14 protein-coding genes are annotated in these 15,807 nt (G+C 55.1%); 10 read left to right on the top strand and 4 right to left on the bottom strand.

Translation table 11 applies throughout. The annotated features are described in order from the left end of the window. Positions 1-62: 62 nt before the first annotated feature. The 5 genes from DLM86_RS00320 (at position 63) to DLM86_RS00300 (ending at position 6,163) form a co-directional block, all read left to right on the top strand. Complete coding sequence (locus tag DLM86_RS00320; RefSeq protein ID WP_158289250.1) at positions 63-2,261, top strand: discoidin domain-containing protein; 2,199 nt, start codon at positions 63-65, stop codon at positions 2,259-2,261. Positions 2,262-2,364: 103 nt separating this feature from the next. Continuing rightward, positions 2,365-4,032: a glycoside hydrolase family 3 protein gene (locus DLM86_RS00315; RefSeq protein WP_158289249.1), complete on the top strand. Its 1,668-nt coding sequence runs from the start codon at positions 2,365-2,367 to the stop codon at positions 4,030-4,032. A gap of 178 nt (positions 4,033-4,210) precedes the next feature. Beyond that, positions 4,211-4,648: an Rrf2 family transcriptional regulator gene (locus tag DLM86_RS00310; protein WP_110837971.1), complete on the top strand. Its 438-nt coding sequence runs from the start codon at positions 4,211-4,213 to the stop codon at positions 4,646-4,648. Further along, the gene (locus tag DLM86_RS00305) at positions 4,645-4,941 is read left to right on the top strand and encodes a hypothetical protein (RefSeq protein WP_146250123.1); all 297 of its coding nucleotides are present in this window, start codon (positions 4,645-4,647) and stop codon (positions 4,939-4,941) included. Before DLM86_RS00310 ends, DLM86_RS00305 begins: the two co-directional genes overlap by 4 nt. A 13-nt stretch (positions 4,942-4,954) precedes the next feature. Continuing rightward, a complete protein-coding gene (locus DLM86_RS00300; protein ID WP_110837969.1) occupies positions 4,955-6,163 on the top strand; it encodes an MFS transporter in 1,209 nt (402 codons plus the stop codon). 102 nt (positions 6,164-6,265) lie between these two features. On the opposite strand, the gene DLM86_RS00295 is transcribed toward DLM86_RS00300, so the two are convergent. After that, the gene (locus DLM86_RS00295) at positions 6,266-7,840 is read right to left on the bottom strand and encodes an MFS transporter (protein WP_110837968.1); all 1,575 of its coding nucleotides are present in this window, start codon (positions 7,838-7,840) and stop codon (positions 6,266-6,268) included. An 804-nt stretch (positions 7,841-8,644) separates the two neighbouring features. Between DLM86_RS00295 and DLM86_RS00280 the strand changes: the two genes are divergently transcribed. From DLM86_RS00280 to DLM86_RS00265, 4 genes are all read left to right on the top strand, one after another. Beyond that, on the top strand, positions 8,645-9,178 hold the full coding sequence (locus DLM86_RS00280) for a GyrI-like domain-containing protein (RefSeq protein WP_110837965.1): 534 nt from the start codon (positions 8,645-8,647) through the stop codon (positions 9,176-9,178). A 3-nt stretch (positions 9,179-9,181) separates the two neighbouring features. Further along, positions 9,182-9,574 (top strand): VOC family protein, encoded by a 393-nt coding sequence (locus tag DLM86_RS00275; RefSeq protein WP_110837964.1) that lies wholly within the window; start codon positions 9,182-9,184, stop codon positions 9,572-9,574. A gap of 143 nt (positions 9,575-9,717) precedes the next feature. Next, entirely contained in the window at positions 9,718-10,875 is a 1,158-nt protein-coding gene (locus DLM86_RS00270; RefSeq protein WP_110837963.1) for a LamG-like jellyroll fold domain-containing protein, read from the top strand. Between the two features lie 104 nt (positions 10,876-10,979). Then, entirely contained in the window at positions 10,980-12,254 is a 1,275-nt protein-coding gene (locus DLM86_RS00265) for a molybdopterin molybdotransferase MoeA (protein ID WP_110837962.1), read from the top strand. 186 nt (positions 12,255-12,440) lie between these two features. Here the strand turns inward: DLM86_RS00265 and DLM86_RS00260 are convergent, their stop codons facing one another. Then, a complete protein-coding gene (locus DLM86_RS00260) occupies positions 12,441-13,034 on the bottom strand; it encodes a TetR/AcrR family transcriptional regulator (RefSeq protein WP_110837961.1) in 594 nt (197 codons plus the stop codon). A gap of 165 nt (positions 13,035-13,199) precedes the next feature. On the opposite strand from DLM86_RS00260, the gene DLM86_RS00255 reads away from it, so the two are divergent. Next, positions 13,200-13,568 carry a DoxX family protein gene (locus DLM86_RS00255; protein WP_110837960.1) on the top strand — a complete coding sequence of 123 codons (369 nt, stop codon included), beginning with the start codon at positions 13,200-13,202 and terminating at the stop codon, positions 13,566-13,568. 159 nt (positions 13,569-13,727) lie between these two features. On the opposite strand, the gene DLM86_RS00250 is transcribed toward DLM86_RS00255, so the two are convergent. Further along, positions 13,728-14,153, bottom strand: a complete 426-nt coding sequence (locus tag DLM86_RS00250) for a MarR family winged helix-turn-helix transcriptional regulator (RefSeq protein WP_110837959.1) — start codon at positions 14,151-14,153, stop codon at positions 13,728-13,730. Between the two features lie 141 nt (positions 14,154-14,294). After that, a complete protein-coding gene (locus DLM86_RS00245) occupies positions 14,295-15,680 on the bottom strand; it encodes an MFS transporter (RefSeq protein WP_110837958.1) in 1,386 nt (461 codons plus the stop codon). Positions 15,681-15,807: the final 127 nt, after the last annotated feature.

Below are 15,807 nucleotides of genomic sequence, written 5' to 3'. Positions count from 1 at the left end.
GCGGCAGGGAGGTCTATGAAAGACTTGAACGAAACATGAAAAATTAAAGGAGGAATATGATAATGAAAGCGTACACAATCAAAGAGAAAATGTACTGGGCTGTTGGCTTTTTGTTGTTCGCGCTTTGTTTGCTTATACCTGCCGCTTCGGCTGAAGCGGCGACAACCTATTATATGTCGCCAACAGGGATTGACGATCCCGATAGGAACGGTTCGAGCGGTCAGCCTTGGCGAACGTTAGGCTATGCCAATAAACGGCTAAGTCCGGGCGATACTTTGTATATAAGAGGCGGAACCTATAATAACGAATATATTGATGATAGCGACTGGACCGCTAATGGCACAAGCGCGGCGCCGATTACCATTTCCGGGTATCCGGGCGAAACGGCCATTTTTGACGGAAACGGCACGACAGCTACGTTCCTGCACGATCTAACCAATTCCTCCTATATTACGATTAAAGATATAGAAGTGAGAAATTACAAATATTACGTCATCCTTCTCCTTAGAAACTGCGATAACTGGACCTTCGACAACATCTACTTGCACGATAGCGGAAAAAATTTAACCACCGATACCGCTTTTGTTTCCGGGATTATGGTGTCTACCTCCGATAATACGACGATTAAAAACAGCCGGATCGTCAATATCGGCACGCCGATCGGCCGTTATCCCGCTCAAACGCATGCGATTTATATGGGAGCGAACACGGCCAACGTCAATATTTTCAACAACTATATTGAAAATTCCGTAGGCGGAGGGATTCATGGCTGGCACGCCAACAACTTTAACGGCGGGAATATTTATAATAATGTCATTGCAAATAACAACATGGGAATCGTGTTTGACGACGGCGCACAAAACGTAAACATTTATAACAACACCCTATACAATAATACGTATGCGAATTTTGCCTTTAATCAAACCGGGGATGATATTGCGGGAGTCAACAACATCGTTCTGAAAAATAATATCAGCTATTCGCAGGGGAATCGCGGCATTTTGATCGATGCCAAAAATCAACCTGAAGTTTCATGGGACTACAATCTTTGGTATGACCCCTCGGGCGCTCCGATATGGTGGGGAATTGTAGGCGGCAACACCAGTACCGGCGTGCATTATACAGTCGCACAGTGCAAAGCGAATACAACCAATTGCGATAATGATGTACAAGCCAACCCCTTATTCGTAAATGCCTCCGGCGACGATTTCCACCTTCAGTCCACTAGTCCGGCTATTAATGCGGGAACAACCGTATCCGGCGTGACTACGGATAAAGATGGGGTTTCCCGTCCGCAAGGCGCCGCATTCGACCTCGGTGCATTCGAAGCTCCTTCTTCGGCCAGCGGTGTGAATCGCGCGCTAAACAAGACGATTACCAGCAATGGAACGCTCACCGGAACAACGTCCGTTGCGCATGCAACCGATGGGGTAAGCAGCAATACGGCCAACTATACAAGCTATGATCCCAAAACGAATGGAGTTTACGTCCAGCTCGATCTAGGTGCCAGCTACAATATCGACACGGTCAAGCTATGGCACTATTACGGGGATACGAGAGCGTATCATGACGTCATCGTACAGCTCTCCAACGACGCAACCTTCGCTACGAAAACAACCGTGTTTAACAACGACACCGATAACAGTTCCTTGCAGGGCGCCGGGACCGACGCCGAATATACGGAGAGCAGCGCAGGAAAGACCATTACTTTCCCGGCGGTAAACGCAAGATATGTAAGGCTATGGACAAACGGCAATACGGTGAATGGCTATAACAATTACGTTGAAGTTGAGGTATGGGATACACCGAATCTCGCGCTAAACAAGACGATCACCAGCAACGGAACGCTTACCGGAACGACGTCCGTTGCGCATGCAACCGATGGGGTTAGCAGCAATACGGCCAACTATACAAGCTATGATCCCAAAACGAATGGAGTTTACGTCCAGCTCGATTTGGGTGCCAGCTACGATATCGACACGGTCAAGCTATGGCACTATTACGGGGATACGAGAGCGTATCATGACGTCATCGTACAGCTCTCCAATGACGCAACCTTCGCTACGAAAACAACCGTGTTTAACAACGACACCGATAACAGTTCCTTGCAGGGCGCCGGGACCGACGCCGAATATACGGAGAGCAGCGCAGGAAAGACCATTACTTTCCCGGCGGTAAACGCAAGATATGTGAGGCTATGGACAAACGGCAATACGGTGAATGGCTATAACAATTACGTTGAAGTTGAGGTTTTCGAATAAGATTCATACCGATGTCATGAAGAAGGAGTCCATACCGTTCGCATCCGGCAATGCGAACGGTATGCTTCATGTAGGATCCTATTACGAAAGAGGAATGATAAGGTTGGATAGTAGTATCGAGAAGCGGATGGATCAATTGACATTGGAGCAAAAAATAGCACAGATGATCGTCGTAAGAGGACACGACTTCGCGCAGAAAGCCGGGCAAATGAATGCCGAGGGCAGAATTGGCGCAGTTGGTGCCGTTCTGTTTACGACGAAAGGCTCGCGCCAATTAGAGGACGTCGTATCCTGGATCAATGAATTTAAAAGCGCGGCCTCCGCTCCGCTTTTATTTTATTTGGATGCGAAAAACGGCATCGCCGATGCGTTTCACTTGGGGACATCGTTTCCTTCGCTGATGGCGCTCGGTGCAACCCGTTCCAAGGAGCTGGCCTTCAAGATGGGCAGCTGTATCGCAAAGGAAGCGCGCGCACTTGGTTTCGGCATGGTAAGCAACACCGTCGTGGATGTCAATTCGAATCCCGATAATCCGATTATCAATACAAGAGCGATCAGCGACCGGGTCGAGCTCATTGTGGAATTGGCCGCCGAAATCATTCGCGGTATGCAGGAGGCAGGCGTAGTTCCAACAGCCAAACATTTTCCCGGACATGGCGATACACAAGTGGATTCCCATGTTGCGATGCCCATGGTTGAGCGTGATAAGGATTATTTAATGGAAGTCGATCTGAAGCCTTACCGGGAGTTGATTCCAAAAGGCCTGATGGGCATCATGACGGCGCATATCCTGTATCCCGCCCTGCTCGCGCCTGATGAAGGAAAGGTGCCCGCTACTTTGTCGAGAACGATCATGACCGACCTGCTGCGTGACGTTTTCGGCTTTCAAGGTTTGCTTATTTCCGACAGCCTGACGATGCGTGGCATCAAAACGCATTACGGAATTGAGCGGTCCGCCGTTTTGGCCGTGAAGGCCGGTCATGATCTTATTTTGCAGGATTATGAATCCGATCCGGCGATTACCTTCAAGGCCCTTTACGACGCTGTGCAAGCAGGGGAAATCGCCATCGGCCAAATCGAGTCATCCGTGAGGAGAATATTGCAGGTCAAACATAGATTCAATCTGCTGCATAACGATCCGATTGATTGGAAAGAAGCGATGAACATCGTAAATTGTCCCGAGCATGCGGCGATCGCGGCGGAAATCGCTGACAAGTCCGTTACGGTCCTGGAAAATGCGTCCTTGCCATTGACCAACAAAAAAACGCTGCTCATCGCTACAGTAGGTGCGGAGGAGGGAATGGAAGCGGAAGATCTAGGTTATGTCGTCAAAGGGAAATCGGCCTATCTTCATAACCGGATGATGAAGTATATAAGCGAGTTGGAAATGATCGCCGTAAAGGAATACCCTACAGAGGAAGATATCGCAAAAGTAAGACGGGCCATGACCGATAACAGGTACGATCATGTCATCTATGCGACTTTTGTCAGGGTTCTGTCTTATAAGGAAGGAAGCGGTACGGTTCCCCAGTCTCAGTTGGAGCTGATTTCGTTCATCCAAGACCGGCATGCGGATGCGGCGATGCTCATTTTCGGAAGCCCGTATATCATGCGAAAGATGTCGCCCTATCCGAATTGTATTTGTGCTTATGGCGATTGCGTGTACTCCATCGATGCGGTCTTGAAGGTTTTGTACGGCACGATAAAAGCAACGGGAAAGCTTCCGGTAACGGTAAACGAAAACTATCAATTCGGCTACGGATTGTCATGACCAAGACCGGGTACCTTTGGAGTGAGCGGCTCCAGGGGTTTCTTTTTTTTATCAAACCAAATGATTCATTCAATAAAGTCCTAGAAATTGGGGGTCCGAATCGATGCACGAAGAGGGGAGTCGTTGACGGCGAGGTTCAAAGCAACTAAAATGGTATTATTGAAAGGGGATGCCGCATATGGCCATCGTCAGCCGTTACACGATCGCGCTTCATATTTTGACGTGGCTGGCCTATTGGGTGGAGAAGGACGAATTTTTCCCTTCCGACCGGATCGCGAAAAGCGTAGGAACGAGCCCGGTTTTTCTAAGGCGGATTCTCGGTCAGCTCGCCAAGGCGGGTCTGGTACTCGTGCAGCACGGCGGGACAGGGGCCGGCTGGAAGCTGGCGCGCCGTCCGGAAGAGATCAGCCTGCTGGACGTATACGAAGCCGTTGTGCAGACGCCGCTGTTCGAGCTGCACCACAGCCGACCGAACCCGAGCTGCGTCATCGGCCACGGCATTCAGCCGGCTCTGCAGCAGGTTTACGGGGACAGCGAGGAAGCGTTGAAGCGCCGGCTGGCGCAGGAGACGATCGCCGATCTGGTCGCCTCGTCGCTGGAGCACGGGAAGCGGTGATGCCGCCGCCGCGGCTGGCCTATGCGGAGAGCCGCTCGCCGAGGCGGTCGGAGGAGCGGCCGATCGGCACATTTGTTACGGCTATCAATGTAACTAACGCGGTAGCAATGCGGAGGGGTGGACAATCCGCTTCCCAAGTTCCGGTTAAGGCGGTGCGGCGCTTTTCGGCGTTCAATGCAACCGATTCGGTTTTATTGATGGCAAGAGAAGATTTCGGGTTGCAGCCGCGGTTGATCCTGATTTTATTCGCCAATGCAACTGTTTCAGTTTTGTTGGAAGCCGAATTCAGATAAGGAGAGAGATTGCATGGACAAACGGATTTTTTGGCTGGCGCTCGGATCGTTCGCGATCGGCACGGAAGGGTTCATGATCGGCGGGCTGCTGCCGACGCTGGCGGCGGCGCTGCACGTGTCGACGGCGGCTGCCGGACAGCTGGTGACGGCGTTCTCGCTCGTCTACGCCGTGTCTTCGCCGTTGCTGACGACATTGACCGGGAGGATGGAGCGCAGGAAGCTGCTGTTCGGTTCGCTGCTGCTGCTCGCCGTCGGAAACGTGGTGTGCGGGTTCGCTTCGTCGTACGGCCCGATGCTGGCGGGGCGGATCGTCGCCGCGCTGGGGGCGGGCCTGTTCTCGCCGGCGGCCGTCGCCGCCGCCACCACGCTGGCCGCGCCCGAGAAGCGGGGGAGCGCGGTGTCGGTCGTCATCGCCGGGCAGACCGTCTCGCTGATTCTGGGCGTCCCGTTCGGGACGTGGGTGGCCCTGACGTTCGACTGGCGCGCGACGTTCTGGATCGTCGGCGGGGTGACGCTGCTCGCCGCGCTGGCCATCCGGCTTCTGTTCCCTCCTGTAGCGCCGGCCGGGACGGTCGGCATGCGGGAGCGTCTGTCCTATCTGAAGCGGCCTGAGCTGCTATCCGCCTTGCTGACGACGCTTGCTTGGGCCACCGGCATTTTTTCGCTCTTTACGTACGTTTCCGAGCTTTTCTCCGGCTACGGGGCCGGGGGCCGGACGATCAGCGTCGTGTTGTGCCTTTGCGGCATCGCCAGCTTCATCGGGGTGCGGACGGGCGGCTTGGCCGCGGACCGGATCGGCCCGAACCGGGCGATTCCGCTGGCGCTGGCTCTGCTCACAGCCGCGCTATTCCTGCTGTCGGCGCTGAACGGCTTTGCCGGCCGGCCCGGCATTCTCGCCTTGGCGATTGCCGCAATCGCGCTGTACGGCTTCAGCGGCTACATGTTCAACCCTGCGCAGCAGCATCGGCTGATCGGGCTGTCGGGGCCTTCGGCCGGCATCGTACTGTCGCTGCAGGCTTCCGTCATTTACGTAGGAAGCGCCTTGGGCGCGTCGGCCGGAGGAGCGGTCGTGCGCTTCGCCGCGGTCGGGCAAATCGGCTATTTCGCAGGCGCCATGACCGCCTTGGCGCTCGCCGTATTTGCGGCGAGCCTGCGCCTGGAGCGGCGCATGAAGCAGCCGGCGGCCGTTCCGGCGCGATCGCCTACGCTGGATCAGCGATGATCCGAGGCAGTGGTTAGCTCCGTGGAAGCAACGAAGGGGTTATGGAAATCGTACCGGCCAAAACCACGTAAAACGATTACGTGGTTTTGGCCGTTTTTACCTTCATCTATTTTGTTTTCGAGGCAGAAACAAAGCGATGATCGCACCCAAGAAGATGCCTATAGCCGCTATGTAAATGGCGGTCCGGTTACCCGCAGCCAGCGCTTCGCGCAAAGGTTCGCCCGTGTTACTCGAAATGCCCGATTGGGCGATGGCAATCAGGATGGCAAGCCCGATGGCATTGCCGATGTTTAATGTGGTCGACGCGATCCCGGATGCTACGCCTTGCTCCTCCGGGGCTACGCCGTTCGAGGCGGCGATCCACATGCCGGTCCATGTGATGCCCTGGCCGATGCCGGAAAGGATGAGACCCGGCACGATCACGAGATAGCTGCTGCCAGTGTACACCCCTAACGGAATCAAGATGGTCCCGACAATTCCGATACTCATGCCGATCAGCAGCGTGCTTCGCGCCTCCAAGCGGGTCGCCAGCCGCTCGCCGAGCTGAGTGCCCGCGGCGATCGCGATGGACGGAACGATGAAGGCAAGGCCGGTTTGCAGAGCGCTATATCCGAGCACGTTCTGAAAGAAGGTGGTCAGAAAGTAGGGCAGAGCGCCGTACGTTCCCATGAAGATGAACGTTATGGCCATGCCGGCAACCAAGCTGCGGTTGCGGAAAAGATGGACCGACATCAACGGAGCCGTACTCCGTGCTTCGATAAGGGCGAAGATCGACAAAAGGATCAGGGAAAGCACCGCGCTAACGACAATAGTGAGGGAATCCCAGCCTATTTCGGGTCCCTGTACAAGAACGTAGACGAGGAGAGTGCTAGCCGTACTCCGTGCTTCGATAAGGGCGAAGATCGACAAAAGGATCAGGGAAAGCACCGCGCTAACGACAATAGTGAGGGAATCCCAGCCTATTTCGGGTCCCTGTACAAGAACGTAGACGAGGAGAGTGGCTCCTGCGGTTACCGTGGCAGCGCCGGGGACATCAAAGTGACGCTTCCGATTCCGCCGCTCGTCACGGGGAATAACGAACCGCGCGGCCAGTGCAACGATGCCCGCTAATGGAACGTTAACCAAGAAGACCGCTTCCCAGCCGAACGAATTGGTCATCACCCCTCCCAAAATAGAGCCGATCGTCAATCCGCTGGCGCCGGCGCCGCCCCATACGGCAAGAGCGCGGTTGCGACGCGGTCCTTCCTCGAACAACCGGTTGATCAGCGACAACGTGGCCGGAAACAGGAACGCCGCTCCGATCCCTTGGACGGCACGGGCGATCACGATGACGAGCGGATTCCAAGCCAGTCCTCCGAATAAGGACGATACGGCGTAGAGGACCAAAGCGAAAATAAACATCCGCCTTTGTCCAAGCAAATCGGCGGCGCGGCCCCCAAGAAGCAGGAAGCCCCCGCAAAAAACCGTGTAGGCGCTGACCACCCATTGCAGCGAATGCTCCGAGAAGCCAAGACCATGGCCGATCTCGGGCAATGCAACAAAAACGATATTGATATCGAGCCCGTATATAAGCTGGGCTAACGCGAGCAAAGCGAGACTCCATCCCAAGACTCGCGGCTTAGCGGCCGCCATTTTCGGCGCCTCGGCATGAAGCCGAGTCTGTTGATCGGTAAGCATGAATCGATCACTCCTTTATTTCAATTTTTTTTGAAATGTTTCGAAGTGATTATATTTCAAAAAAAATTGAATTGTCAAGAAGAGGGTGATATAATTTTTTCCATGAGACAATATGATGAATTTTCCGTAGCCCAAGCGGCTAAAGTGCTCAGCGATCCGATACGGCTGCACATATTGAGGCTTCTTAAGGAGGGTAGACGGGAGTTTTACCAGTCGCCCGTCTGCTCGGCTAATGCCCATGCCATCTGTCCGGAGGATCTGAAGCTCGGTTTGGGTGACATTTCGTCGTCGAAGCTGTCGTATCATTTGAAGGAGTTGAAGGACGCAGGCTTCATTCAGGAGTGCAGGGAGGGGAAACGGATTTATTATCTCTTACAGCCTGACCGTTTCAAGAGCTTAATCGATTCGCTCCGCGGGTTTTGCTAGAACCGCGGCAAATCGAAACTCGCCTTTCCTCTACGCAATAACGGAACCGATCCGGGCGGACGAGCGAAAACGGGAGCTTGTCGATGCCTTCCTATCCGCGTCGCGCGCCGGAAACTTTGAAAAGCTGCTCGCGGTGTTGCCGAATGTCGTACTCCGAAACGACACGGTTTTTCCGCCGGCCGCCCATGAGCCGGTTGTTCACGGTTCGCAAGCCGTGGCCAAGCCATTCGCCGGTCGTGCCCGTCTTCGCCGGCTCGACTTGGCCGTTTTGAGCGAAGGGTTGGATGCGAGTCCAATGCGAATTGTTCACCGGAGATCGTGTATGGTTCGTACGATAACCAGCGTTTATTTGAAAGGAGACCGACAATATTCGAGGAGATGGTACGCTTGGACGAGGAGAACATGAAAGCGATCGTACCCGAGATTATCGACATGGAGGAAAGGAAATTGATCGGATTGTCCGTTCGTACGTCGATTCGAGACAATACCGCGAATCGCACGGTTGCCCGGTTATGGGAAACCGTTTCGCAACGGTTGCGCGATATCCCCGAAAGCATTTCGTCAAGGCGGGTAGGTGCTCTGACCTTCCCTTCCATCTTCCATCCGGAAACGAGCGAATTCGTCTATTTCGCGGGATACGAAGCGAGGGAGTCGGAGGAAGCTCCGGCCGGAATGGAAACACAAATCGTTCCATCCGGCCGGTACGTCGCGTTTGCGAACGACGGACTTCTTTCGGAAATCGATTTCATCTACGCCTATTACAATAACGTGTGGCTTCCGCAATCGGGATACGAAGGGACCGGTGGGATCGAAGTCGAGTTGTACGAGGAAGCCTTCGCCGGGGTCGACCGCGGCAAGAACGAGCCGATTGTCTGTTTTCCGATTCGCCAAGCCGAACGCGGGGGAGAGTAGCCGGTGGATCCCAAAAGAAAGAAGGCGGTATTGACCGGGATAGATGGTGTCTACATTCCGGACTCCAACCGAAAACAGTCGGAGCAGTGGTATATCGAGCATCTTGGATTGGAGAATGGCGGCGATTATTTACTCGCGGGTAGGCAAGAAGTGTTCCTGCGTGAAAGGGTGGATGAGCGGGTGTTACCCTTCCGGACAAACCAATGGCTGGACAATGGCGAAAGCTATGAAATGCCGGTCGTATGCTTTCGAACTACCGATATTGACGGACTTTATGAGCATGCCCGCTCAAATGGCATTCGTGTCGGAGACATGACCATTCATAGCTGGTTCAGGGAATTCGATTTCTACGATCCGGATGGCAACAAGCTCAAAGTATGGCAGCCCAACGATTAAACAACCCCAACACTTTACGGAATGTCCCTTCTGTAAAGTGTTTTTTTTGGATCGGCTACAAAAATAGATAGATATCGGAGGGCTTTTGGCGTCATGAATGTATTAATGGCTATATTCCAATAGCGGGGAAGGAAGAAGTTTACATGAGCATCTATAACGGATTAGTAGCGGAATATTTATTTCATGGCAATGCCGACGATTCCAGCGGAAACGGATTTCACGGACGCGTAGAAGGCGCGGTATTAACCTCGGATCGGTTTGGGCAGCCGAATCGCGCTTATGCATTTGATGGCGAGAAAGCCTTTATTGAGATTTCCCCACCGCCGTTATTAAGCGGCGAGCTGTTTTCTCTCTCCGTCTGGGCCCGGTACGATGAGAAAGCGTCTTTGGCATGGTGGAATAACGCCATCGTTTCCCAAGATGACGGAGGGAAAAACAAGAATAGGGACAACCTCCGCCGTGTCTTTCAACTAAGTACGCTGGGGCCAGTTATTACGTGGCATCGAATGAAAGAAACGGCCGACGCGGTGTCGAACGTTCATCTGAAACGCGGTGTTTGGTACCATATTGCCGCTGTATTCGATGGAGCGTTTCATAAACTATATATCAACGGAGAACTTCACGATACCCAAGCCGGAACCTTTAGACCTCACCCGGAGGAACCCATTTTTATCGGTAAAAAGAACACAGCGGAAAAGCGATTTTTATTTCATGGCGTTATTGACGATATTCGTCTATACAACAGGGCCCTTACGGATCAAGACATAACGGCCCTCTATACGGAAAACGGATATGCCGCTTCTTCGGATACACGCATAAAACCAGCTAACGAGCCTAAAGCGGAAACCGGTACAACGGCCAAAGTCGAAAGCAGGGAGTTTACAGCGATCGGGATCAGGCATGGCGGATTGTTTTCGGAATATGGGAAGATCATTCCTCAAGCCATGCAATCGCTGCAAGCTCGTAAGGATGAAATATCCGGGCGAACCGGTACCAAGGTGATCCTCTACGAGCCTAAGCGCGGCGACGACCATATCGAGGGGGATTTTTATACGGGGTACTTGGTGGCGGATTCGGTTGCAGCCATCCCCGAAGGCATGGAATATTTCCATCTGTCGGGACGGTATGCATCTGTAGCCGGCGACGAGTCCCGTATGGGTGAACTTTATGGCTTTCTGGACGGATGGATTCGAGACAATAAGCTTCAAAAGGATTGGCCGGAGGCATTGATTGTAGAAGTGTATAACCAGGATCACCCAAGTGAAGTCGAGATTTGTATGAAAATCAGGAATCCAAATTAGAAAGGCTGCCCCGCTGAATTTGCGCTTCTTACACTGGGCCTGATTGCCAAAGCTTTGTTAAGATAAACGGGAAGGCTTTTACGGATTGGAAGGAGCAGTGGCCGATGGTCGAACGGCGAAAGATGATCTCCGTCCCGCAAGCGGTGGCGAAAGTGATGGAATGCGTTCCAGCCTTATCCCCGGAAGCCGTTCCGGTCGAACGCCTCTTCGGACGCATATTGGCCGAAGACCTGTTCGCCGATACCGATATCCCGCCATTCGACCGTTCCGCTTACGACGGATACGCGGTGTCCGCAAGGGATACCGAGACGGCAAGCTTGGAGCGCCCGGCGGAATTCGAAGTCGTGGAGCGCATCGCGGCAGGGCAGGTCGGAGCGAAGGCGATCGGACGTTTCCAAGCCGCGCGGATCATGACGGGGGCGCCGCTTCCCGCCGGCTGCGACGCCGTCGTCATGCGGGAATGGACGAGCGAGCAGGTGCGGGACGGGAAACGCTTCATGATTCTGAAGCGTTCGGTGCGTGCGGGGGAGAACGTTTCGTTGCGCGGGGAGGAGGCGGGACAAGGCGCTCTGTTGGTTCGCAAAGGCGTCTCGATCGATCCGGGAATCGCAGCGGTGGCCGCCTCAATGGGCCATGTCGAAGTCCGGGTGGGCCGCCGGCCGATCGTCGGAGTCATGGCGACGGGCTCGGAGCTGGCGGAACCGGGCGAAGCGCTCCGCCCTGGACTTGTCCGCAACAGCAATGCCGCCATGCTGTCCGCCCAAATCGAGCGGGCCGGCGGCGTATGTCGTTATTACGGCCGGGTGCCGGACGACTTGGACCGGCTTTTGGATACGTATCGGGACATGCTGGCCGAGTGCGACTTGTTGTTGTCGACGGGAGGCGTTTCCGTCGGGGATTTCGACTTGATGCCTCAACTGTTCCGGGCGCTCGGCGCGGAGCTGCTGTTCGACAAAGTCGCGATGCGCCCCGGCAGCGTGACGACCGCGGCCCGTCTGCACGGCAAGCTGCTGTTGGGCTTGTCGGGCAATCCGTCCGCTTGCTACGTCGGCTTCGAGCTGTTCGCGCGGCCGGCCATTCGCGCGATGCAGCTTGCCGTTGCCCCTTTCCCCCCGATCGTCGAAGGCGAGCTGTTGGCCGATTATCCGAAGCCGAACCCGTTTACGCGGTTCGTGCGGGCGCGGACGGCGTTCCGCGACGGCCGGATCGGAGCGATTCCGGCCGGCTTCGACAAGTCGAGTGCGGTCGCTTCGTTGGCGGAAGCGAACTGTTTGATCGTGCTGCCCGGAGGGTCCAGAGGCTATCGGAAAGGGGATCGGGTGCAATTGCTGCTCTCCGATGAACGGGACGGGGCCGAATGGCCTTGGGAGAGCCGATGAACTGACAAAGCTAGGGAGTCTGCCCTACATTCACGCTGCAAACAGGCGCACCAGGCTTCCGAGGTATCGGCGAGTCACGGGCCGAATTGCGGAGCCATTTATGAAAAAAAGCAAAGTTCACGTGATGCTTTCGCGTGGACTTCGCTTTTTTATAGCCGGATGCGGCGTCACGGAAACCGCAAACCGTTACGGCGTTAAAAGATGTCCGCTCAGACGGGTAAGAAAGGCCGACCATCTCGCTTGAAATTCCGGATCGGTCGACTCGAATCCGGTGACGATCTTGGCGATGCTGCCGAAAATAATGGGATATGTCGTTAAAGCGGTGATCGCCAGCGCCAGCAGCTCGGGCTCCAGATCCGGCGGCACGATCCCTTTTTCCTGCTGCTTTTTCCAGTAGGCCGCGTACGATTGAAGGGCGAGCTCCCCGCCTTTGTTCCATGACGTCTGCTCGGTCCGCGACTCGAGCGATTCCCATGCGGTGAACCGGATGAAATCCGCTCTCACCTGACTGTTGACCTTGTATCGATGCTCGGCAATATGCAGCGGATGATCCGGAATGCGGGAGACCCACTCCGGTTCGTCGGTTACCGATTGAGCCAGAACGGCTTCAAGCAACTCCGCTTTTCCTTTGAAGTAATGATAGATGAGCTGCTTCTTCACCCCGGCGTTTTCCGCGATCGCCTCGATGCGAGCCCCCTTGAACCCCTTGTCGAAAAATTCCTTTCTTGCGGCTTCGATAATATTTTTTTGCGTGCGCTCCGCATTGCGTATTTCTCCCATTCCGCTTTACCTCCATACGGGATCTATTAGGTTCATCCTATCATGTACTGAATGAAAGTCAAGTTCAATTTACCATCAGTAAAATTATACTTGACAATAGGTAAGTTATAATTTACCATGTGTTCAGTAAGTAATTCGCTACAGGGAGAAAGGGAGGAAATCGCCATGATCGTCTTATCGATTGTTCTTCAAAGCTTGCTGGTCGCCTACTACGTCTTTTCGGGTTTTGCCAAACTCGCAGGGGTCAAATACTGGGTCGATATATTCAACAATCTGCGGCTGCCTCAATGGTTTCGTGCCGTTACGGGCATCGTCCAATTATTGGGGGCCGCGGTGCTGATCTGGGGCTATTGGAATGCGGGGGCGATCGCATGGGGAGGCATTTGGCTCGGGATGACGATGCTGGCAGCGTTCCTCGCGCACGTACGGGTGAAAGATTCGTTCGGCAAATCGGTGCCGCCCGTCGTGTTTCTGGTGCTGATCGTATTGTTAACCGTTTGGCATACGGACGGTCTGACGAACGCCTTTTCATAAGAGAAAAAGGGCGAGCATCTCCAGTCTCCGCGTCGGAAGGATCCGAAGCGGCACCCCGAAGACGCGGAATGCGGCATCCATTCATAACGAACAACCCCCCGGGAGCTTTCGGGAGCCCGGGGGGTGTTTTGGATTTGCGGCGCCGGAAGGCGGTCCGATCTAAAGATCCTTTACGTTGTCGTACATGACGGCCAATATTCTGCGAAACGCGTCGACGTCCTCCTCGGACAAGCCCGCGATCGTCTTGTTGTAAGCTTCGATGGACGGGGCGAGAATATCCTCCCGGACTTCCCTTCCTTTCGGCGTCAAGTAGACCCGCATCGCCCTGCGGTCCGTATCGTCGGTGACCCGGCGAACGAACCCTTTCTTCTCCAGCTTGAACAGCATGCGGCCGACGTTCGTCTGGTCCCGGACGAGCCGTTCGGCGAGCTCCTTCTGGGTAATGCCTTCCTTTTCCCACAAGACGACCAATATTTCCCACTGGTCGACGGTAATATCGAAAGGCTGGACCACTTTCTGATAATAATTATTCAGCTTCAAGTCCGCTCGATGAACCATAACGCCGATATATTTTTCCAACTCCATGGTGAGCTTCCCTCATCGCCATATGATGATCCTTGCTAGGACCATCATATAGGGGCGGCGTTATGGCTGTCAATTCGGGATCGGAAGGCACGCCTCATGGAGCCGCAATAGGCGGAGGCCGCCGGACAACCGACAGCCGCCTTACGTCGGCCTATTCGTAATGCGGAACGAAAAAATAAAGCCGAGGACGACGAGGAGCAATGAAAGAAACAAGGCCAGCGTAATTCCGGCAGGCATCCCCAAGCCGAACCGCTCGGCGATCGCGATCAAAGCGCCGCCGATGCCGATGCCGACCCCCGGGCAGAACGCATCCACGAATTGCAAATGGGAGGAAATCTCGCCTTCTTCCCCCGTCCGAGCGTGCTGAAGCGCGATCGCACCCGTCGTCGGATTGGCGAGCCCGATGCCGAAGCCGGTGAACGCCTGCGACACGATGGCGAAGCCGATGCCGCCGCCTTCAAATGCTACAGCCATCATGACGAGCGATACGCCGACGACCATTAGGCCGATGCCGATCGTAATCCGCCGTTTGCGTCCGAGACCGCGGTCCTTCTTGTCGAGCCGGGCCTGCAGCCAAGCCGCGAACGACCAGCTGAGCGCGCCGGCGGCGACGATCAGCCCGGCCCGATCGGCGGACATTCCCTTCACTTCCGTGAGCGCCAGCACGACGTAGCTCTCGGTCGCCACGTAGCAGGCGTAGTATAGACCTCGGGAGAGGAGCGTGGCCGGCAGCCCTCTGCGCGCGGCGAACGTGCCCTCGGGAAGCAGCTTGCGAAGCGGTCGGATGATGACGATGAAGCCGCTAAGCGCCGCCACCGCCCCGGTCCATTCGGTTATCCATCCCAATCCCGCGAGCAGCAGTCCCGTCCCGATCGTCAGCAGCAGCGCGTTCCCTACCCGGAGGGAGCCGCGGTCGGCCGAACGGCTGTCGGTCAGCCCCGCCTGCAGCTCGCGGAACGAAGGCAGCGTCAGCCACAAGGCCGCTCCGATCAGCGGAAGCACGAGCCAGAAGACGAATCGCCACGATACGTGCTCGGCCAACCATCCGGCCATATAGGGGCCGATGAGGGCGGGCAATAGATAGGCGCCGGAAAAAGCGGCCAATATGTTCGTGCGCAGCGCGTCCGGATAACGGAGCGCAATGCTGTAATAGACGCAAGTGACGATCCCCCCGGCGCCGAATCCTTGGAGCGCCCTTCCCGCAACCAGAATCGGCATGTTCGCGGCCGTGGCCGCGATGACGATCCCCGCCACGAACGCCGCAATCGCCAGGACGAAGGAACGGAGCGCGCCGATTTTGCCGATTTGCCGGCCGATGATCATCGTGCCCGCCAGCTGCGACAGCAGAAAGGCGCTGAATATCCAACCGTACAAAGATAGACCTTGTAAATGTCGAGCCAATTCGGGGGCGATCGTCGTAATCGCCAGCCCCTCGAAGGCGACGGTCGTGATCGCCAATACGATCCCTACGGTCAGCCCCCTATAAGGGGTGTCCCAAATGCCGGATTTGCTTGCTGCCTGATCCATGCTTTACTCTCCTCTCTTGTATATGTATATAAGTCAATACGATAATTGCTATAGCAAATAATTGGCCGAAATCGGGCTTTTATCGGGGTTCCGGATCGTTTGTCTTCGCCAAATCATCCTCCCTTCA

It is taken from the genome of Paenibacillus flagellatus (assembly GCF_003217775.1).
Classification (GTDB): domain Bacteria; phylum Bacillota; class Bacilli; order Paenibacillales; family NBRC-103111; genus Paenibacillus_AB; species Paenibacillus_AB flagellatus.
This window is presented reverse-complemented; position numbering and strand designations above follow the sequence as displayed.

What these genes read in the sequence shown, in the direction of transcription:
- DLM86_RS00320 (WP_158289250.1), top strand. Translation starts at nt 63, where the DNA reads ATGAAAGCGTACACAATCAAAGAGAAAATGTACTGGGCTGTTGGCTTT.
- DLM86_RS00310 (WP_110837971.1), top strand. Translation starts at nt 4,211, where the DNA reads ATGGCCATCGTCAGCCGTTACACGATCGCGCTTCATATTTTGACGTGG.
- DLM86_RS00300 (WP_110837969.1), top strand. Translation starts at nt 4,955, where the DNA reads ATGGACAAACGGATTTTTTGGCTGGCGCTCGGATCGTTCGCGATCGGC.
- DLM86_RS00295 (WP_110837968.1), bottom strand. Translation starts at nt 7,840, where the DNA reads ATGCTTACCGATCAACAGACTCGGCTTCATGCCGAGGCGCCGAAAATG.
- DLM86_RS00280 (WP_110837965.1), top strand. Translation starts at nt 8,645, where the DNA reads ATGGTACGCTTGGACGAGGAGAACATGAAAGCGATCGTACCCGAGATT.
- DLM86_RS00270 (WP_110837963.1), top strand. Translation starts at nt 9,718, where the DNA reads ATGAGCATCTATAACGGATTAGTAGCGGAATATTTATTTCATGGCAAT.
- DLM86_RS00265 (WP_110837962.1), top strand. Translation starts at nt 10,980, where the DNA reads ATGGTCGAACGGCGAAAGATGATCTCCGTCCCGCAAGCGGTGGCGAAA.
- DLM86_RS00260 (WP_110837961.1), bottom strand. Translation starts at nt 13,034, where the DNA reads ATGGGAGAAATACGCAATGCGGAGCGCACGCAAAAAAATATTATCGAA.
- DLM86_RS00255 (WP_110837960.1), top strand. Translation starts at nt 13,200, where the DNA reads ATGATCGTCTTATCGATTGTTCTTCAAAGCTTGCTGGTCGCCTACTAC.
- DLM86_RS00250 (WP_110837959.1), bottom strand. Translation starts at nt 14,153, where the DNA reads ATGGAGTTGGAAAAATATATCGGCGTTATGGTTCATCGAGCGGACTTG.
- DLM86_RS00245 (WP_110837958.1), bottom strand. Translation starts at nt 15,680, where the DNA reads ATGGATCAGGCAGCAAGCAAATCCGGCATTTGGGACACCCCTTATAGG.